At 50.1% G+C, this 19,295-nt stretch carries 15 protein-coding genes; 5 read left to right on the top strand and 10 right to left on the bottom strand.

Going from position 1 to position 19,295, the window contains the following annotated elements; all coding sequences use genetic code 11:
* Positions 1-120: 120 nt before the first annotated feature.
* Together GWG06_RS09820 and GWG06_RS09815 are read left to right on the top strand one after the other, a co-directional pair.
* A complete protein-coding gene (locus GWG06_RS09820) occupies positions 121-543 on the top strand; it encodes a VOC family protein (protein ID WP_127041453.1) in 423 nt (140 codons plus the stop codon).
* Between the two features lie 104 nt (positions 544-647).
* Entirely contained in the window at positions 648-1,643 is a 996-nt protein-coding gene (locus GWG06_RS09815; protein ID WP_160712908.1) for a S1C family serine protease, read from the top strand.
* A gap of 132 nt (positions 1,644-1,775) precedes the next feature.
* Here GWG06_RS09815 and GWG06_RS09810 read toward each other — a convergent pair whose 3' ends face one another.
* The 7 genes from GWG06_RS09810 to GWG06_RS09780 all read right to left on the bottom strand — a co-directional run bounded on the left by GWG06_RS09810 (position 1,776) and on the right by GWG06_RS09780 (position 13,371).
* Complete coding sequence (locus tag GWG06_RS09810) at positions 1,776-3,212, bottom strand: alpha-L-fucosidase (protein WP_160712906.1); 1,437 nt, start codon at positions 3,210-3,212, stop codon at positions 1,776-1,778.
* 11 nt (positions 3,213-3,223) lie between these two features.
* Positions 3,224-5,284 (bottom strand): glycoside hydrolase family 2 protein, encoded by a 2,061-nt coding sequence (locus GWG06_RS09805; RefSeq protein WP_160712904.1) that lies wholly within the window; start codon positions 5,282-5,284, stop codon positions 3,224-3,226.
* 4 nt (positions 5,285-5,288) lie between these two features.
* Positions 5,289-6,872 carry a RagB/SusD family nutrient uptake outer membrane protein gene (locus tag GWG06_RS09800; RefSeq protein WP_160712902.1) on the bottom strand — a complete coding sequence of 528 codons (1,584 nt, stop codon included), beginning with the start codon at positions 6,870-6,872 and terminating at the stop codon, positions 5,289-5,291.
* A 30-nt stretch (positions 6,873-6,902) separates the two neighbouring features.
* The gene (locus GWG06_RS09795; protein ID WP_160712900.1) at positions 6,903-10,148 is read right to left on the bottom strand and encodes a TonB-dependent receptor; all 3,246 of its coding nucleotides are present in this window, start codon (positions 10,146-10,148) and stop codon (positions 6,903-6,905) included.
* 473 nt (positions 10,149-10,621) lie between these two features.
* Positions 10,622-11,776, bottom strand: coding sequence for a FecR family protein (locus tag GWG06_RS09790; RefSeq protein ID WP_160712898.1), 1,155 nt, complete (start codon positions 11,774-11,776; stop codon positions 10,622-10,624).
* Between the two features lie 60 nt (positions 11,777-11,836).
* A complete protein-coding gene (locus GWG06_RS09785; protein WP_158631462.1) occupies positions 11,837-12,439 on the bottom strand; it encodes an RNA polymerase sigma factor in 603 nt (200 codons plus the stop codon).
* Between the two features lie 125 nt (positions 12,440-12,564).
* Positions 12,565-13,371, bottom strand: a complete 807-nt coding sequence (locus GWG06_RS09780) for a helix-turn-helix transcriptional regulator (protein ID WP_160712896.1) — start codon at positions 13,369-13,371, stop codon at positions 12,565-12,567.
* 616 nt (positions 13,372-13,987) lie between these two features.
* Here GWG06_RS09780 and GWG06_RS09775 point away from each other — a divergent pair.
* The 3 genes from GWG06_RS09775 to GWG06_RS09765 are packed head-to-tail and all read left to right on the top strand — an operon-like array spanning position 13,988 to position 16,953.
* Positions 13,988-14,608, top strand: a complete 621-nt coding sequence (locus tag GWG06_RS09775) for a GNAT family N-acetyltransferase (RefSeq protein WP_160712894.1) — start codon at positions 13,988-13,990, stop codon at positions 14,606-14,608.
* A gap of 21 nt (positions 14,609-14,629) precedes the next feature.
* The gene (locus GWG06_RS09770; protein WP_160712892.1) at positions 14,630-15,664 is read left to right on the top strand and encodes a heparan-alpha-glucosaminide N-acetyltransferase domain-containing protein; all 1,035 of its coding nucleotides are present in this window, start codon (positions 14,630-14,632) and stop codon (positions 15,662-15,664) included.
* Complete coding sequence (locus GWG06_RS09765) at positions 15,649-16,953, top strand: lysine N(6)-hydroxylase/L-ornithine N(5)-oxygenase family protein (protein WP_160712890.1); 1,305 nt, start codon at positions 15,649-15,651, stop codon at positions 16,951-16,953. The genes GWG06_RS09770 and GWG06_RS09765 overlap by 16 nt, the downstream gene beginning before the upstream one ends.
* Positions 16,954-16,956: 3 nt before the next feature.
* Here the strand turns inward: GWG06_RS09765 and GWG06_RS09760 are convergent, their stop codons facing one another.
* From GWG06_RS09760 to GWG06_RS09750, 3 genes are all read right to left on the bottom strand, one after another.
* Positions 16,957-17,955: a helix-turn-helix transcriptional regulator gene (locus GWG06_RS09760; protein WP_160712888.1), complete on the bottom strand. Its 999-nt coding sequence runs from the start codon at positions 17,953-17,955 to the stop codon at positions 16,957-16,959.
* Positions 17,956-18,093: 138 nt separating this feature from the next.
* Positions 18,094-18,477 carry a DUF3037 domain-containing protein gene (locus GWG06_RS09755; protein WP_127038418.1) on the bottom strand — a complete coding sequence of 128 codons (384 nt, stop codon included), beginning with the start codon at positions 18,475-18,477 and terminating at the stop codon, positions 18,094-18,096.
* On the bottom strand, positions 18,455-19,252 hold the full coding sequence (locus GWG06_RS09750) for a HipA family kinase (protein WP_127038419.1): 798 nt from the start codon (positions 19,250-19,252) through the stop codon (positions 18,455-18,457). The genes GWG06_RS09755 and GWG06_RS09750 overlap by 23 nt, the downstream gene beginning before the upstream one ends.
* Positions 19,253-19,295: the final 43 nt, after the last annotated feature.

The following is a 19,295-nucleotide window of genomic DNA, read 5'->3' as shown; positions in this document are numbered from 1 at the left end:
ATTGAATCAAAAAGGTACAAATATCTTATTATTTTGTCGCAATACCTCCCTGACATTGTCGCACCTGCACCCGGCCCGATCAGGCGGATCATCCTAGCTTTGCAGTAAACGTATTTTATCATGATTAACATCGATGCCTACCTTACCTTCAACGGCAATTGCAGAGAGGCAATGACATTTTACAAGTCCTGCCTGGGTGGTGAACTGGAGATGCAGGTAGTCAGGGATTCTCCTATGTCCGGCGAATGGCCGCCTGCCGTGCAGGACCAGGTACTGCATGCTACCCTGTGGGCAGGCGACAAAATCCTGCTGCTCGGCTCTGATATGGGAGCGCCGGGCACAAACCTCAACGGTACCCGCGTCAGCATATCTTTCAGTTGTACTTCAGAAGAAGAATTAAGTAACAGTTTCTCCCGCCTGTCAGAAGGCGCTAAAATCACGCATCCGATACATGATTTCTACGCCGGCAAAATCGGCGCTATGGTAGATAAGTATGGTTTCAGCTGGCTGTTCTATTATCACAACGGCAAAGCGGATAAATAAACGACCGGATGGCAGCTGCACTGCCGGAATTGACAGAAAAAACAGGCGTGGCTTGTCAAAACGACATTAAAATAAACTGGAAATATATTTGAGCTACCACGGGCATGGAAAACTCAATATCATTTCTGGCACATCATCCGGTAAATGATGCCAGTTTACTGGATGCATACTCGCAAACCGTTGCCGGGGTGGCAGGTACGGTTGCAGAGTCGGTTGTACACATAGAGGTACAGCGTAAAGTGAATGACAGCCGGCAGCCGCAACGGAAAACACAGTCCGGCAGCGGGTCGGGATTCATCATTTCTTCTGATGGCTTTATCATCACCAACAACCACGTGGTGGAAGGCGCCGAACAAATAAAGGTATCCTTTGTGGATGGCAGGAAAGTGAAAGCAGAAATAAAAGGAACAGATCCTTCCACGGATATCGCCGTGCTGAAAATTGATGAATCCGGACTAAAGGCTATGTCTTTCGCCGATTCGTCTGCCCTGCTGGTAGGACAGATTGCTATCGCCATCGGTAACCCTATGGGCTTACAATATACGGTTACAGCCGGCGTGGTCAGTGCGTTGGGCCGTACTCTCCGCGCCAGCAACGGCAGGTTGATAGACAATGTCATACAAACAGATGCCGCCCTTAATCCAGGCAACAGCGGCGGCCCGCTCGTTAATTCGCACGGGCAGATAATCGGCGTAAATACCGCGATGATCCCTTCCGCACAGGGACTCTGCTTCGCTATTTCCGCTAATCTCGCCGCCCAGATCGCCGGACAGCTGATCCTGCACGGTAAAGTGCGCAGAGCCCAGCTTGGCATCGCCGCCCAGCCCGTACAACTCACCACCCGCATGATGGCTGCCAACAAAATCAACACTCCCACCGGCGTATACGTCTTTGAAATCATTCCGGACGGTAACTTCTACAACAGCGAACTGCATATCGGAGACATCATCATCTCCTTCGATCAGCAGCCCACCGCCACCGTAGACGACATGCACCAGCTTCTCACCGAAAAACAAATAGGCCGCAGGGTAGCCCTGGAAGTGCTGCGCGGTGGCCACAAGACAACGGTGATGGTGATTCCGGGGGAGACCCACACCTAGACATTTAGTTATTTTATTATTTGAGATTTGGTCATTTAAAATGCAGCGGAGATCTAAGCATATATAAGTTTGCTTAGATCTCCGCTGCATTTTAAATGACCAAATCTCAAATAATAAAATAACTAAATAGTATTAGGTCCGCGCCTTCTCAAACTCCCCTCTCTCCTTACCTTTCTTCACCTCCAGCTGTATCACTACGGGGGCATCATATTTTTTATTTTCCAGCTGCAGCAGGTATTCATTTCTGCCGGTTTGCGTGGTGGGTATTGGCTGGCCGCTTTCCAGTCCGGTGGCGGACTGCAGGGATTGCTGCGGTGGTATTTTTACACGGAGGTAGCCGGATACGGGGATGTTGCAGACAACCATATAAACCGTGTCGGTATTGCCTTTGCGGATATAGTAGCCCCAGTCCTGCTTTTCCAGGCCGGCGTAGCCGCCGCCATAAATGGCCGCTCCATTGGTTTTCATCCACTGACCAATCTGTGCGGCGAGTTGCTGTTCTTCTGCGCGGTAGGCGCCATCGGCTTTAGGTCCGAAGTTGATGACGAAGTTCCCGCCGAGGGATGCAGACCTCGCGAGCATTTCTATCAGCTCATTGGCGGTTTTGATATGGCCGGTCCAGCGGGCATGGTATCCCCATTGATTTTCCGGTATTGTCATCACCCCTTCCCAGTCGTTATGGTGTACATCTTCGATTTTCTCCGGCAGCTTGCGTTCCCAGCCCTGCTCATAGTCGCCCATGAGCCGGCCGTTGGAGTCGAAATGACGGGAGCCTTTCTCATCTGCGCGGAGGCGGCTGCCGATAATCAGCCCCGGATGCAGGGATTGCAGATATTGCTCCAGCTCGTCGCTGAATGCGCCATCTGTTTTCCAGGACTCGTCCCAGGTGCCGTCAAACCAGAAACCTTTTACGGTGGGGTATTTAGTCAGTAGTTCTTTCAGCTGATTTTTCACAAACACTTTAAAACGGCCGTAGGCAACAGTATCTTCCTTAGTTTTTAAAGACGTACGCCAGTCCGGATGGTTCCAGTCTATGATGGAGAAATACAATACCACATCGATGCCTTCTTTATTATAGGCTTCCACCATGGGGCCTATGATATCTTTCTTCCAGGGCGTGGAGGCCACGGTATATTTGCTGTATTTGCTGGGCCACAAACAGAAGCCATCATGATGTTTGGTGGTAATAATCATGTACCTGGCGCCCATATCCTTTGCCTGGCGTGCCCATTGCTGCGGGTTATAGCCGGCAGGATTGAATTGTTTGTACAGGTTATCATATGCTTCGTGCGGCATTTCCTTCCAGGAGCGTATCCACTCTGCTGCGCCATTGTACACTTTGCCGTTCCACTCTCCGCCCGGAATAGCGTATAGTCCCCAGTGAATGAATTGTCCGAGGCGGTGGGAGCGCCAGCGTTCCATGTCCGCGTCGGTACGGTTACCGCTGCGGTGTGCGCCATGCTGCAGCGATACGGTATCTTCCGGCGGGGCCGCTGCAGCGGCTGCCTGCAGGGAAAATAACAGGCTAACGCCGGTAATGAATATCCTGCTCTTCTTGTTAAATATCATGATAGTATTTTTTATTCTGCTGCCTGCAGCTGCCAGGTGATGGTATCGGTAAAGGTTTTACCGTTACGTGTACCCGTTGCCGTGATGGTATTGCTGCCCGGCTTCAGCAGGATGTTATCAAAAAGGAAATCACAGCGGTTAGCGCCGGCATGGCCGGACACCGGCGCGCTGCCGTTAACGCTAAGCGTTACCTGCAACAGGTTACTGAATACTTCTACCTGTACCTTTGCCGACCGGCGTATGTTATTACGGCGCTCCGCAATGTATATCAGCGGCTCCGGATTCCAGTTGGCCTTGTACCAGTAGAAGGCATCCTTCTTCTGTTTGCGGTCGTAGGTTATCAGTCCTTTCAGGTTGCGCGCATTAACACCACCGCGGTTCCACATCGGCACGGCAAATTCAAAGGTGTTCCAGAGATAGGAAGCCAGAATATACGGGTGCTTTTCTATGATGGACCACTGCTTTACATGCGTGGCCGTCTGATATGTTTCCGGGAAAAACTGTCCGCTCACAGGATCAAAATTTTCCGACAGGGAATCTGCATGCTGATTGATATTTCCATCTGCGCCATATTCTGTCAGCATCACTTTATAGTCAGGATACTTTTTCTCCAGGCCGGAAGCCCAGTCTTCCAGATCCCCGATATGTCCTTCATACCAGCCATAGTAGCGGTTCATACCCTGTATATCTGCGGCCAGGTTGGCAGGCCGGTTCATTTCTCCGTAACCGCTGACAGCAACGGTATACCTGTCCGGATCTTCAGTTTTGGCAATATCATTCAGCTGCCGCGAAAGTACGGCAACATGTTCATCAGGTGTTTTGGCATATACTTCGTTGTGCAGGCCCCACACATAAACGGAAGGATGGTTGAAGTTCTGCCGGATCAGCTCCGTCATCTGCTGGCGCGCATTCTCCCCTTCTTTGCCGGAGGAGGCATTCACAAAAGGGATTTCTGCCCAGATCACAAATCCGGTACTGTCGCAGAGCGCATACATGTAGTCCGACTGCTGATAATGTGCAAAGCGGATGGTGGTAGCGCCCATTTCACGGATCAGCGCGAGGTCGGCACGATGCTGCTCATTGCTCAGCGCGTTGCCATAATCCTGCCACTCCTGATGCCGCGTAACGCCGTGCATCGTATAGGCTTTACCGTTAAGGAAGAAGCCTTTGCCGGCTACCGCTTCAAAACGGCGGATACCCAGCGGCTGCGTCACGGCATCGGTTTCCTTGCCGTCAGTAAGGATACTGGTGGTCAGGGAATAGAGATAAGGATCCCGCTGCCCGTTCCATAAATGCGGCAGACTGACTGTCAGCTGCTGCTCCACCTTATTGATGCCCTGCGGACTTACCTTCACTTTTCCTGAAACCTGGTTCACCAGTTTACCCTGATGGTCCCTGATAACCGTCTTCACCACAATATCGCGGTGATGCGCCTGTTTGTTCTCTATCTTCGCTGTCACGGTCACTACCGCTTTCCTATCACTCACCTCCCGTTGCCGGATATAAATACCGGGAGAAGCGTAGTCGGTGGTAGTGATATTAATATCATTGGTAACGATCAGCTGCACCGGCCGGTAAATACCGCCGAAGATGCCGAAGAGAAAATGATTGATGGGAATCACATCTTCCCGCTGACTGTTATTCGCTTTCACCACAATGGTATTCGCTTCTCCATACTTCACGGAATGGGTGATTTCATAACAGAAAGCAGCATAGGAACCCTTATGCTCCCCGATGAAACGGTTATTCACGTACAATCCGGCGACAGATCCCACGCCTTCAAAACGCAGGAACAACCGCTTTCCCTTGAGCTGCGGATCTACGGTAAATGTTTTCCGGTAACAGGCTTCTCCGGCATAAAAATTTTTTCCTTCCTGCATATCCTTGCTATTCCAGGTATGCGGCACCGTAACCTGTTCCCAGCTGGTGTCAGTAAGATTGCTGTCAGCAGTCAGCGGTCCTTTTCTGAAAGACCAGCCATCGTTAAACGGAAGAATTTTTCTACCCTCCTGCGCATGCCCCTGTGAAAACAGGAGCATGGCGAGGGCGGACAAAACGAAATTTCTTTTCATGCGGTTATTTTATGTAGCCGGGATTCTGTTTCAGCTCGGCGTCTTTGTTTACATCAATTTCCGATTGCGGAACGGGCAGTAAGTTATTGAAATCGCTGATGGTAGGCGCTACTTTCGGATTGTATTTTCTTACACGCTCCACCAGTTTTTTCGTTCTCACCAGCGTCAGTCTTCTCAGTTCTTCTGCTGTCAGTTCCCGGGCTCTTTCATCGAGAATATAATCTATTGTAACATCTGCAGCCTGTACCGGCGCGGCTTTGGCTCTGTTACGGATAACGTTGATACTGGCGGCTGCCTCTCCTGTTTTACCCTGTAACAGCTGTGCTTCTGCCAGCAGCAGGTAGGTTTCTCCCAGTCGCATCTGTATCCTGTCCTTGTAGGATTGCGCGCCCTGCAGGTCCTGGGGCTGGAACTCATACCACTTGGTAGTATGGGCGTAGATGTTCTGTAAGGTATCGAAATCCTTTACTATTACCGGCTGGCCGTATTTAGGAGAAGCCGGATCGTTGTAATAATAATTGCGGCGGATGTTGAAACGGGAATTGCGCATATCATCCTTTTCGTAAAGTTCATACGTCCACCAGTTGGTTGGCCTGATTCTTCCGATACCGCGGCCACCCAGGGAGTCTGCGATTTTCATACCGGAAACATTCACATAGAAAGGCCCCCATTCGCGGCGGTGCTGGTCAAAATCTGCGGCGCCGCCAATAACATTATACTGCTGTTCTATTACCCAGAGCGCTTCTGTATTGCCCTGACTGCGGCGCATGTTGCCATAGATAAACATATCGGCAAACGGATCGCCGGGCGCAGTAGCTTTCACCCCGTAACGTGCCGTTACCAGTGTAAAGAACTTACTGTCAATAATACGGTTGGCTGCAGCTTCCGCTTCAGGGTAGCGTTTGGCGCGGAGCATCACTTCTGCCAGCAGCTGTGTGGCCACATATTTATTGATCCTTCCCTGTTTTTTTACATTGGCCGGATCAGGCAGATATTTTTCGGCGAGCTGTAAATCCTTTATCATCAGGCTGATGACCTCCTCTTCTCCGGCGCGTGTATAATCCGTGCGTGGTACGGTTACCGGCTCAGTAACAAGCGGTACGCCGCCAAACAAAAGCGACAGATGATTATAGGCATATGCCCGGAAGAAAGATGCTTCTGCCATATAGAAATTACGCTGCTCCGGTGTCAGCAGTACCTTGGGATTATTGGCGGCACTGATGATATAGTTGGCGGCATTGATCAGCTTATAGCCCCAGGTCCACATGCTCAGCAGACTGCCTGTCTGCGGATTCAGGTTGCGGTAATCTTCATACGGCGCCTGCAGTGAGTTGGGCTGGCCGGTGATGGCCATGTCTGTACCTACATAAAAGGTAGCCAGCAATCCCTGCGTATTGCTGTAATCATTACGCATGATGGTGAGCATACCGGTGCTGGCAGCTTCAAACCCCAGTTCATCTACAAGGGTATTATCCGGTGCATAGCTGGATTTCAGTTCTTCATCCAGAAAACTCCTGCTGCAGGAGGCAGCGCCGGCGATGACAAGCGTTGCCAGCATCAGACTATATATATGTTTGATCTTCTTCATTGCAATATCATTTTTCTTTCTGTCAAAAAATTACAGGCTGATATTTACCCCGAAAACGATGGTAGCTGTCAGCGGATAAAAATCAGAACTCTGCTGCCCCGCTCCCTGTCCGTTGCTCAGGCGCGTTGTGCTGGAAGTGATGGAAGACGGCGCTGTTTCAGGATCCCAGCCCTGCCATTTTGTAAAGGTGGCCAGGTTACGGCCGCTCACATACATCATCAGGTTGGAAATCTTATATCGCTGTAACATGGCTTTATCAAAATTGTAGCTGAGTGTAACATCTTTGATACGGATGAAAGAGGCATCCTGCGCATATTTATAGTTCTTGGGGTTGGTATAAAACAACGCCGGGTTAGTATTGATCTTATTCTCCGATGTCCAGTAAGGCACATCTGCAGGCAGGTTGATAACACCTGCCTGATCGCGGTTGTCCAGTATATTGTTCGGACGCAGCGAACCATGTACATTCTGAATGAAGATATTCAGCGAGAAATTTTTATACGTGAAAGTATTTGTCAGGCCCGCCAGATATTTTGGCAACTGCGTACCGAGGTAGCTGCGGTCGCTGGCATCAATCTTACCGTTGCCGTCGGTGTCTGCAAACTTGATGTAGCCTGGCTTTGCACCCGGATCAATTTTGGAATCCTCTCCTACCTGCCAGATACCGGTCATGGTGTAATCATAGACACCCAGCAAAGGACGGCCGATGAACAGGTTGTTGCCGATATCATCTTTATTGTCGCCATAGAGGGATACTACTTTGTTTTTGTTGAAAGAGATATTGAAGGATGTCTGCCACGTGAATTTATCCGATTCAATATTGCGGCTGTTCAACATGATCTCAAGCCCTTTGTTGGCGGTTTTTCCGATGTTGTCATACACTTCTGTGTAGCCGGAGATAGCTGGTATCTTACGTTTCAGCAGCAGGTCGTAGGTATTGGTGGAATAGGCTTCCACACTGCCGCTCAGGCGGTTGTTCCACAATCCGAAATCGATGCCGATATTCAATCCCTTCGTGGTTTCCCATTTCAGTCTGGCGTTGCCCAGCTTATCGGGAATTAAGCCGATGCCGGTAGTACCGTCATAGATGTATTGGGCCGCTTTGAGACGGGTAAGCGTCTGATAGGCGTCTACAGCCTGATTGCCCGATTTGCCGTATGAAGCGCGCAGCTTCAGCTGTGTGATCTGCGGGATGTGCTGCATAAATTTTTCATTGTGAATATTCCAGCCGGCAGCAATGGAAGGGAAGACGCCGTATTTATCGTCTGCACCGAAACCGGAGTAGCCATCGCGGCGGATAGTGGCGGTAAACAGGTACCTGCTGTCGTAGGTATAGTTAGCCCTGAACATCTGTGACAGGAGGCTGTTACCGGTATATTCAGATTCTGTTTTCTGAACCTGTGCGGCATTCAGGTTATTAAAGTCGAGATTATCATTCACAAAGGTGTTTGCTTTCAGCCTTGTGGTGAAGCGTTCTTCTTTCTGGGCGCTGTAGAGTGCGGTGAAATCCAGTCCGTGCTTTTTGATATGCGTGGCATAGCTCAGCAGGTTTTCCACGATCCATTGCCTGTTCTCTTCGTTGTAGACTTCTGCGGAACCCAGCATATCGCCGGATTTGCGGCCGTAGTAATCGCTGGTGCGTTTAGGCCGGAAGGAATAGGAACCATTCACGCGGTATTTCAGTCCTTTCAGGAAACCGGGTGCTATTTCCGCATAACCGCTGGCGGTCATATTTTTATTGCGGTTCAGGCCGGGGTTGTAGGTGTTTACCAGCGGGCTGGTATACAGTGTTTGCGGTGCAATGGGGTATACTTCGTAGTCCCCCTTCGCGTTAGACAGGGTGCCGTACGGGCTAAGGGCGTTGGCATCGAAAAGGGTGGCGCGGCCGCCATCTTCGTTGTTATTGACGAGGAACAGGTTCACGCCTGTTTTCATCCAGGAAGTAACGTTAGCATCCATATTGGCGCGGATACTGGCCCTGTTATACTGAAATCCCCTGATGGTGCCGTTCTGCTTGAGATAGGTACCCGATATATAATATTTCACGTTGTCCGTACCTCCGGAGATGCTCAGCTCATGGCTCTGGATATAGCCCTGCTGGCTGATTTCCTTCTGCCAGTCCACTTCCGGAACACCGTTGGCAAAGTTCTGCTGTTCAGACAGATAAGGAAGGTCCGGCGCGGTAGGTCTTCCTGCCTGAATATTATACCAGTGGTTCTTGGTACGGTATTGTTCCCCGTTCATCTGCTTCATTACATTCGATTGAAATTCTGGTCCGCCGTAAGCATTATAGGATATTACGGGCTTGCCGGTTTTACCTCTTTTGGTAGTAACCATGATAACGCCATTCGCGCCACGGGCGCCGTAGATAGCGGATGCAGAGACATCTTTCAGTACATCGATGGAAGCAATATCATTAGGGTTGATATCATTGTAACTACCGCTGAAGGGAATACCGTCCAGTACGATAAGCGGTGCGTTGCTGGCCGTGATGGATTTTAGTCCGCGCAAATAGAAAGCCGGAGAACTGCCGGGTTTACTGCTGTTGCTGACGATATTCACGCCTACTACTGCACCCTGCAAGGCTTGCAGCACATTGGTAACAGGCAGGTTTTTCAGTCTTTCTTTCGGAACAGATGAGATAGAACCGGTTACATCGCTTCTCTTTTTGCTGCCGTAACCGACTACCACTACTTCACTCTGCTGTTCCACAGCGGGTTTCAGGGTGATGTTCAGTGTGGTATTGCCGGTAACGGTTATTTCCTGCGGCGTCATTCCGAGGTAGGAAATGATGAGTACCTGTGGCCCCTCGCCATTGATATGCAGGGTATAGGTACCGTCTGTACCGGCGCTTACGCCCTGTGAAGTACCTTTCACGCGGATAGATGCACCGGGCAGCGGACCGCCTGTTTCATCCGTGATTTTACCTTTCACATCTATGCCTGCCACCGCCACCAGCTGTTGTGATGGCGCGGCTGGCAAGGCTTTGGGGGATATAAAAATAGATTTGTTCTCAATTACATACTTCAATGGCTGATCTTTCAGCGCCATATCCAGGAAGGTACCGACGTCCACATTTTCCACCTGCAGCGTTATGGGGCGTGACTTTTCCAGTACCTCGCGGCTGGCTACTACCAGGTATCCTGACTGTTTACGTATTACTGAAAATACTTTTTCCACGGAAACATTTTTACCTGACCAGGTTATCAGCTGGGCATATCCGGCAGCCTGCACCTGGAGAAAAACAGCAGTAAGAAAGAAAAATGTCAATTTCATTACTAACAGCATTTTGGTTGGAAACCAGCTCCTGTTACGAACCTTACTTAACATAGGTACATAAAGGGGGCGGTTACAAAGAGCATTTTTTTGCATAGCTTTGTATCAGTTTGGCTTGTAAAAAATGGTGTATCTAGTTGTCGCTTACTTTTGCATAGCCGGAACAATGTAACCGGAGGTGGGTCGAAGCACCTTCGGTTTTTATTACAGGCAATACAATAAATTTTTATCTGAAATTACTGTTCACTTTTGTTCATAACGTCTACCGGTCTACATTTCATCGGTTGACAGTTCATTACGTTCATTAAAGTCCACTGTTAAAAAGTTGTTACTGTTTATATCTTACTAATAGTTTATCCGCCAAATAATTTTCCTTCACCTCCCCCGATTCCGCTCCCTGATTTGATCTCCGCTCCCATCTCCACTCCCATTCGTAATTCGCAATTCGTAATTCGTAATTCCTAATTCACCATTCACTCCCCAACAACAAGCGTCTTCCCTTCCATCCTGAAATGAATACCGGATTCTTTTAGAAAATTTAATACGGAAGACAGATTTACGTCACTACCGGTTTCCCCTACAAAGGAAATGTCCGCCGGCACTGTTTTATAGACGACTTCAATATCATACCAGCGGGCAATCATATTGATGACTTCTGTTAGTTTTTTATTGTCGAAATGCAGGATACCGTTTTTCCATCCGATAACAGCGGAGGTATCTACGTGTTGCTGCAATTGCATTGGTCCGCCGGCATTATTTATCTGCAGCTGTTGACCGGGTTTCAGCACCTGTTCCTGTTGCTGCAGTTTTACCTTCACGGCTCCTTCCATCAGGGTGGTACGGATTTGCGGTTCGTCGGGATACGCGCTGATATTGAAATGCGTGCCCAGCACCTGCACTGCAGTCTGGTTGTTCAGTGTTACAATGAAAGGCGCAGCCTTATCCGGTGTCACTTCAAAGTAGGCTTCCCCTGTCAGCCTCACTTTTCTTTCCGTACGGGAAAAAGCGGTCGGGAAGCTGATGGCGCTGGCAGCATTGAGCCATACGAGGGTGCCATCCGGCAGTTGTAGCCTGAACCGGCGGCCTCTCGGCGTGGTCATGGTATTATTACCGGCCGCGCTGTTGCCGGAAGCCTGATAGGCCAGCTGGCCATTCTGCAGCAGCACGGTAGTTCCCTGCTGTTGCGTAACTACGCCGTTCTGCAGGCTATCCAGCACTATCTGCGAACCGTCGGCCAGGGTGAGTACCGCACCGCTGGTGCCTGGCTTTACATCTGCAAAACCGCCTGCAGGAGTGGTTTCCGCCTGACGTACCGGCCGCGTGAAATACCATATTCCTCCTATCAGCAATGCGGCTGTTGCTGCGGCAGCTGCGGCATAACGCCACCATATCCGCAACGGCGGCTGTTGCTGCGGCTGCAATATCCGCGCTAAATCCTGCTCATAGGCTGCGGCATTATATGCCGGATCAGCAGGAGCCTGGCTATGCAGTTCGCTGATCAGTTCCGTCCACGTGTCTTCATCCGCTTCCTTCCGCAGTTCTGCAAACAGCTCTTCCGTCTCTGCCTCAGTAGCAGTACCATCATAATATCGTTGCAGTAAAAACCTGTAATATTCTTTTGCTTCCACGTTCTCGGATTAGGCTTTAGCATGATAGACGCCAGAATTTGTTCACTGTACTATGCGCCCTTAAAAAATTTTTGAATAATTCAGCAGCATCATGACAATAATGAGCGGAAAACTATGACCAGTATGCTTTTCCAGATATTCCCGGATAAATTTGCGGGCGGTAACGAGTTGATTTTTGACGGTATGTTCTGAAATATCCAGCGCCTGGGCTATTTCGCGGCGGGATTTTCCTTCCTGGGTATTCAGCATAAATACTTCCCTGCGGGAAGCGGGCAGTTTATCAACGGCCAGCCGGATAAGCCCCTGTAGTTCTTTGGCGTAAAAGCCTTCGGAGAAGTCGTGATGATCCTGTATATCTTCTGTAGCGGAAATCTCCCGGCGGATTTTCTCGCGTGCATGTTTCCGCAGCTGGGAAAGCGAAAGGTTGGCAGCTATGGTGTACATCCATCCGGCGGGATTTTCTATTTCTTCCAGTGTTTCCCGCTGTATCCAGACTTTGAGAAAAACTTCCTGCAATACTTCTTCCGCTGCCTCACCGGTTTTGAGCAGTTTTCTCACAGATCCCCGCAGCACCGCATTGTAACGATGATACAGTGTACGGAATGCTGCTTCATCACCACCTGCGATCCGCGAAAAAAGTATCCTGTCCTCAGATAAATTCACAGTGCGTTCCAGATTTTCGTTCCCGGCGACTAATATAATAACAAATCCACAGATCGCCGGAGGAAATTGTGTTATAATAGTTTCCGGTTGCCGTGTGCGTCCATTCCGGTATTGCCGGAATATACCTAACATCCCATCAGCCGGCGGTATTGTAACGGGGCCATCTGGTAGTAGCGGCGGAAGCAGCGGATAAAATGACTCTGATCCGCGAAGCCGCAACGGTAGCTGATGTCTGTAAGCGTCAGGGCATTATCCTTCAGCAGGACAGTCGCGGCGGTAACCTTTATTCTCCGCAGGTAATCGCCGAGTGTGGTGGAAAAATACCGGGGGAACTCCCTGGAAAGATGTACCGGATGCACCTGTGCTGCTCCGGCCAGCGATAATAGCGAGTAGCTGTCTGCCGGCGCTTCGTGCAATATTTCCCGGATTGTTTTCACCCACGCAGGATGGCGGTCAGCATGCTTCCCGCCATGCTGCATATTATCCAGCAGCTGTACCAGCAACATCTCTATTGTAATAAAACTATGCTGATCGCAGATTTTAGTTTCCAGGTATATTTTATCAAACAATGTTTTTTGTTCCGGGTGCTCCAGTTGTAAACTGCCTTCCACAATATGCAGCGGTAGCATATGCCTTTCAAACCAGCATTGTTCTACCTCCACATGAAACCCTCTGGCATAGCCCGGTTGCTTGCGGTTATAATGAGCATCCTGCCAGTTATGGTATACCAGCTTACCGGGGGTCAGGTAGTAATCCTCTTTCCGGTTGGCCTCAAACAGGCCGCCGGCAATCAGGTAGGTAAAATAGGGATTGGCATGGTAATGCCAGTCCACCTGGTCATGTACATAGTCAATATCCGTCAGGATAATATTCCTTTCCTGCAATACCTGCTGCAGTACCCCAAAATAGTTCCCTTTTTCGAGCTGGTACATATATTCACACAAATCTTCCTGAATAAAAACCTACGCTTCTCGCTTTCCAACATCTCCGCTCCGCATGCGTAATTTTCATCTAATATACGCAATAATTCATCTATCCGCTTCCACTGCCAGCGCCTTGATAAATCCTTATCGCTCGCAATCTGAAGCCGGATACAACAATCGTATAGTCGTTGGCGTTAATTCCACGTATAAACAGCTGCTACAGGATATAGTACCGGCTGGCACGCAGGGATTTGGCTAACGTAACCACCGACTTTCATTTATAAACCAGCTGTCTATAATCAGACCTGCCATAAAAAGAACTTGCCACAATCGCGTTGCGGCAAGTTCAGCTACCCCTCCTGAACAGGAGGCGTTCCCATTTACTCAAAATAACCTATTTTAATAATCTGGGTTATAAAACAATACCTATCCAATGAATTACAAGTTAGATGTAATTGCAGGCATAAACGTATGAAATAAGGATAATTAAATTGTGACTAAAGAACTATTAAAAAAAATTTCCCTGTTACACTCCCGCTCACATAAAATATTACTCCCTTTTTCATAAATCCATAAAGGAAGAAAGCGCTACATTTCCGGTATAACCATTAAAAGAGAAGCTGCTATGCGAACGTTGAAATCCCCTATAGCCCGTTCATCCATATGCCAGCCCGTTACCGGTAATACTCCCGAACCAGCGTTTTTTTTTAAAGAGTTTCCTGCGAAGGGTTTTACTGTTTCCCTGCGGCCCCTATGCCTGGCTACCGATCTGCCGCTTATTCATCACTGGGTGAACCTGCCCTATGCCCGCCGTTTCTGGCAGATGAACATGAGCAGAGAACAACTCTCCGATATTTACACCCGTATTCAGTCCGGAGATATTGCCACCTCTTACCTCTGCCTGCTGAACGATCATCCCGTCAGCCAGATAGAAATATACCAGGCGCAATACGATGAAATCAGCCGCTGCTATGAAGCTCAGCCAGGCGATTATGGTATCCACCTGCTGATGGCGCCGAAGCGGAGCACGATCAGCGGACTGACAATCAGTGTATTTACCGCCTGCCTGGAATTCATGTTCTCCTTTCCGGAGATCAGACGCATTATAGGCGAACCGGATATTGAAAATGAACGGGCCAACCGCCTGGTACAGAAAGCAGGATTTGTATGGCAGCAGGCTGTTACGATGTCCTATAAAAGGGCTAACCTGTATTACTGTACCAGAGAGACTTTACAGCACATATAACCCCGACGACAAGCAGTTCCGATGAGAATTCCGGCAATCGACATGGCGCGCGGTTTTACTGTGTTCATTATGACCGCCGTACATACGTTACTGTTATACAGTGAACCGGCAGTATTTTCGGCTGCCACCGGGCGGCTCTTTACGTTCCTGTCGGAAGCGCCGGGAGCCCCCGTTTTTATGACTGCCATGGGCGTCTCCTTTGTATTTTCTTCGCAGCGTCATATCCGTTCCGCCTGCCGCAGGGCCGCGATACTGCTGATGCTGGGCTACCTGCTCAACACGCTGAAGTTCCTGGTGCCGGTTGCTGCCGGCAGTATGCCACCGGCATTGCTGGCTGACTTTGGCATTCCTTCCGGCTCCGCAGCGGTATGGCATTTTCTGCTGATGGGTGATATACTCCACCTGGCAGCTATCTCACTGGTTGTACTTTCCCTGGTATACCGGCTACCGCACTACGCTTATATGGCAGCAATACTGGCGTTTGCGGTGGCGCTCACCGCGCCGCTGCTATGGGGCATCCGCAGTGAGGATCCGGTATCGGACTATTTGCTGGCATTGCTGTGGGGAAATGATTCGCGTGTATTCTTCCCCGTATTTCCATGGCTTACCTATCCCCTGCTGGGCCTTACCGTGGGATATTACCTGCAGCATCATCCGGCGAAAGCCTTTATCTGGTGCAGGAATGCGGGACTGCTGCTGATGATCGCCGGAATGGTCATCAGTGCCCGGCATCCGGAATATCACCGTGGAGATTTTTACCGGGCAGCACAGGGCGGTACCTTGTATTATGCCGGCTTTGTGCTCTGCTGGCTTTATGGCTGGCACCTCGCTGTGAGATGGATACCCGCCCATCCGTTCTTTCACCTCCTGGGCTGGCTCAGTAAAAATATTACTTCTATCTATCTCCTGCAGTGGACGCTGATTTTCTGGATGCTGCCCGTGGCCGGCTACCGGCAGCTGAATGGCTGGCAGACATGGCTCAGCATGATAATGATGACTTTGCTGGTGATGGGTGTGTTACTGCTTTTAAAAAGAATACGATGGAAAGCTACCTAGCTCCGCGAATCTATGACCTGGCCGGTATCGGCATAGGGCCTTTCAACCTGGGACTGGCAGCCCTGGCGCAACCCGTTGCCAGCCTGTCCTGCATATTCCTGGACAGCAAACCCTGCTTCAGCTGGCATCCGGGGCTGATGATGGACTTCACCACCGTGCAGGTACCCTTCTATGCTGACCTGGTAACACTTACCAATCCTGCCAGCAGCTTCAGTTTCCTCTGTTACCTGAAAGCTATGGGCCGCATTATACGTTTCGCCATCCGGGAAAATAATTATATCAGCCGCCGGGAATACAACGACTATTGCTGCTGGGTAGCTGCGCAACTTGGTAACCTGCGCTTTGGTCATGAAGTCACGGACGTTACCTGGAATACGCAGCTGGCTTGCTATACCATACATACCCTGCGTCACCGCGATCACCGACGGCTTCTCCTCTATGCCCGGAAACTGGTGCTGGGAACAGGATCTGTTCCTTCCATACCGGACTTCCTGCCGGCGGCAGAGAATACTTCCCGCTACTTTCACTCCGGCCGCTACCTCTTTGAAAAAGAAGGGTTGCTGCAAAAGCCGGATGTTACGCTCATCGGGTCGGGACAAAGCGCCGCTGAAATATTTTATGACCTGCTGCAATACCCCGGCCGGTTTCCCCGTGGCCTGCACTGGTTCACCCGCTCCGGCAGGATACATCCAATGGATACCGGCGCTTTCTCTTTTGAATTGACCTCCCCCGCCTATATCCGTTACTTTTATCATCTGCCGGAAGAACAAAAGAAAAAAATACTGCCCGAACAGGCGCTGCTATATAAAGGTATTAACCGCGAGTTGCTGCACGCCATCTATGAAACATTGTATCAGCGTAGTGTTGCAGGCGTATGGCAACCTGCTGTCCGCACCGCCTGCTCCCTGGAAAATATGGAACTGCAACAGGATGCCTGCCGTTTATATTTTCATCAGACAGAACAACAGCAATATTTTCATCATGATACCGCCGCCTGTATACTGGCTACCGGCTACGCCTATACGCTACCGGCATTTCTGCAGCCGGTACGGGAAAGGATTATGACGGATGAACAAGCACGTTACATTGTCGGGGAAAATTATGCTGTCAGCCGGCCGGCAGGAGAAGTATTTGTACAGAATGCAGAGCTGCACACCCATGGCTTTTCGGCGCCTGACCTGGGGCTGGGGCCACATCGTAACGCTGTCATCATCAATAACGTGCTCGGTTATACGTATTATAAAACAGAGGACAATCCTGTATTCCAGCATTTCGGCAAGCCGGAATAATAATCACCACCTGCGGACTCTCTTTACCCGCAGGATACCCGGCGGTTCGCCGTAACGGCTTCTGAATGCAGCCGTAAACGCCGGGATACTTTTATAACCGGTCATCATCGCGATTTCCCGTACCGGCGTATCCGTGGAGAACAGCAGCTGGTAAGCCTTTTCCATACGGGCTTCCAGCAGGAAATCGAATACAGAGGTACCGAACAGCTGACGGAATCCTTTCTTCAGTTTGAATTCATTCATAAAAACTTTCTGCGCCAGCTCCCGCAACGTACAGGGGTCATCCATATTTTTCAGCAGCCAGTCGCGCGCTTCCTGTAATCTTTCAATATCTCCCGGATGGAGGTTCAGGCCGGCGGGGATGAATGCCTCAAATGTAATCCGTTCCAACGCCAGCGTCAGCAACTCCTGCACCTTGTTTTCCAGGTATACGCGTTTCATGATACCGGTATAATCGCTGTACAATATTTTGTTGATGATAGCAATCATCCGGGAAGAAGCCACTGCCGCCTCCGGGTGCAGGGAACAGGCAATACCTTTATCTGCCTGCTCCAGAAAAGGCCCCAGCGCAGGCATAAAGGGCAACAGCCCCAGCAGGTAATCCATCGAAAAATGTATGTCGAAACTAGTGCAGATGCTGCCCTCCCGGAAAGAAGCCCTGTTATCTATGAACGGAAGATAGGTAAGGTTATAGCGCCAGGCGGGCACTACCACTTTTCCCAGGCCATCCAGCAGGCACACTTGCTCGTCCAGCAATGTAAAATGAAGCTCCAGGCTCTGAATATCGCCGGAGCCATACAGGCAGGTGGTTTGTTGCATGATATAGGCAGAATACCATATACTGAAATGTTCGCCCGGGATTTCCTGAAAAATTAAAGTGCCGTAATCTCCTGAAGCAGCATATACTTCAGCATCGCTAATACTCAGTTGTGCGAATGGTTCCGGAAGATGATTGCAACAAATGATCTGCTCCTTACTTTCTGTAGTCAGCAGTAAACTCATAACGGTGGTGGAATACTGACACGAAAATACGGCGGAGGGCTGCTACAGCACTGCAATACTGCCGCCTGCGGGATAAAAAAATGCAGCGGGATTACCATATGGTTAATCTTCGCTGCATCATTGGTCAGGTATGTTATATCAGCCTACCAGCTGCTGATGAAGGCGTGTCAGGGTTTCTTCCACATTACAGCTGAAGCCGGCATGCGTTTTTGATGTCTGGATAACGGTGCTTCTGGTGGCGGTCAGCCAGCGGAAGCGGGAGGCTACATCCAGCAGCCCGATAGGGCCTCCGGCAGCGCCGCCACGGCATATTTTGGCGATCGCTTCCAGTGAAGCTGCCAGCGCAGGGATATTGATTTCCGCATACAGGGCGCGGAGCCGCTGCTCGTCCAGCGTATATATTACCTGTAAATAACGATGTTTCCTGCAATAGAGAATCACACCTACATTGAGAAACTCTTCCCGCTCCACCCGCGGCACTACGCGGATGACTGCATACTCATATAAGTGATTTTCCGGCATATACTGCTGCTTTTACAAAAATTTCTGATGATGCAATCCTGGTATTTAAAAACTGTGCGTAGACCGCTCTTTTTTCTGCCGGCGGAATATCTTCCGCACCGGCTGCCAGCCATTCGTCGGGCACCAGGTCCACGATTGACTGTATACGTTCCGGTGTCAGGATGGCGCGGAAAGCGGCATCTGTTTCTTCCAGCCTTGTTGCCTGGGGCAGCAGCACATGGTCTTTCACCTGTGCAAACGGGCGCACCGCCTGCTCTTCCCAGTTCTGCCACGAGTGATGGAAGTACAGCGAGGCGCCATGATCTATCAGCCACAGCTCCTGATGCCACATCAGCATATTGGTATTACGCACGGTACGGTCTACATTAGTCAGCAGGCAATCCAGCCATACTATTTTTGATGCCAGCGTTTCATCAATGGTAGTCACCACCGGATCGTAGGTGATGGCGCCCTGCAGGTAGTGTAGCGCCAGATTGAGTCCTACGCTGGCTTTCAGCAGGTCCTGAATTTCTTCATCGCCCTCTGTGCGCCCGAAATCGCTGTCCAGCTCCGCGAACACAATTTCCGGCACCTTCAATCCGAGCGCCCTGGCAATCTCGCCACCTATCAGCTCTGCTATCAGCGCTTTTACGCCCTGACCGGCTCCACGGAATTTCAAAACATACAGGAAGCCGTCATCCGCTTCTGCAATGGCCGGCAGCGATCCGCCTTCCCGCAGGGGAGTAACGTAGCGCATCACCCGGACGGTCCTGAGTTGTACGTGATTATTCTGCATAAATATTCTTTCAAAGATGGCTTGAAATATAGATCATTTTTTC

The sequence above is a fragment of the Chitinophaga solisilvae genome (genome assembly GCF_009928525.1).
GTDB classification, from domain to species: domain Bacteria; phylum Bacteroidota; class Bacteroidia; order Chitinophagales; family Chitinophagaceae; genus Chitinophaga; species Chitinophaga solisilvae.
Note: the sequence above shows the minus strand (reverse complement) of the source record. Positions and strands in the feature narration are given on the sequence as shown.

Coding starts and splice junctions, on each gene's coding strand:
- GWG06_RS09820 (WP_127041453.1), top strand. CDS start 121: ATGATTAACATCGATGCCTACCTTACCTTCAACGGCAATTGCAGAGAG.
- GWG06_RS09815 (WP_160712908.1), top strand. CDS start 648: ATGGAAAACTCAATATCATTTCTGGCACATCATCCGGTAAATGATGCC.
- GWG06_RS09810 (WP_160712906.1), bottom strand. CDS start 3,212: ATGATATTTAACAAGAAGAGCAGGATATTCATTACCGGCGTTAGCCTG.
- GWG06_RS09805 (WP_160712904.1), bottom strand. CDS start 5,284: ATGAAAAGAAATTTCGTTTTGTCCGCCCTCGCCATGCTCCTGTTTTCA.
- GWG06_RS09800 (WP_160712902.1), bottom strand. CDS start 6,872: ATGAAGAAGATCAAACATATATATAGTCTGATGCTGGCAACGCTTGTC.
- GWG06_RS09795 (WP_160712900.1), bottom strand. CDS start 10,148: ATGAAATTGACATTTTTCTTTCTTACTGCTGTTTTTCTCCAGGTGCAG.
- GWG06_RS09780 (WP_160712896.1), bottom strand. CDS start 13,371: ATGTACCAGCTCGAAAAAGGGAACTATTTTGGGGTACTGCAGCAGGTA.
- GWG06_RS09775 (WP_160712894.1), top strand. CDS start 13,988: ATGCGAACGTTGAAATCCCCTATAGCCCGTTCATCCATATGCCAGCCC.
- GWG06_RS09770 (WP_160712892.1), top strand. CDS start 14,630: ATGAGAATTCCGGCAATCGACATGGCGCGCGGTTTTACTGTGTTCATT.
- GWG06_RS09765 (WP_160712890.1), top strand. CDS start 15,649: ATGGAAAGCTACCTAGCTCCGCGAATCTATGACCTGGCCGGTATCGGC.
- GWG06_RS09760 (WP_160712888.1), bottom strand. CDS start 17,955: ATGAGTTTACTGCTGACTACAGAAAGTAAGGAGCAGATCATTTGTTGC.
- GWG06_RS09755 (WP_127038418.1), bottom strand. CDS start 18,477: ATGCCGGAAAATCACTTATATGAGTATGCAGTCATCCGCGTAGTGCCG.
- GWG06_RS09750 (WP_127038419.1), bottom strand. CDS start 19,252: ATGCAGAATAATCACGTACAACTCAGGACCGTCCGGGTGATGCGCTAC.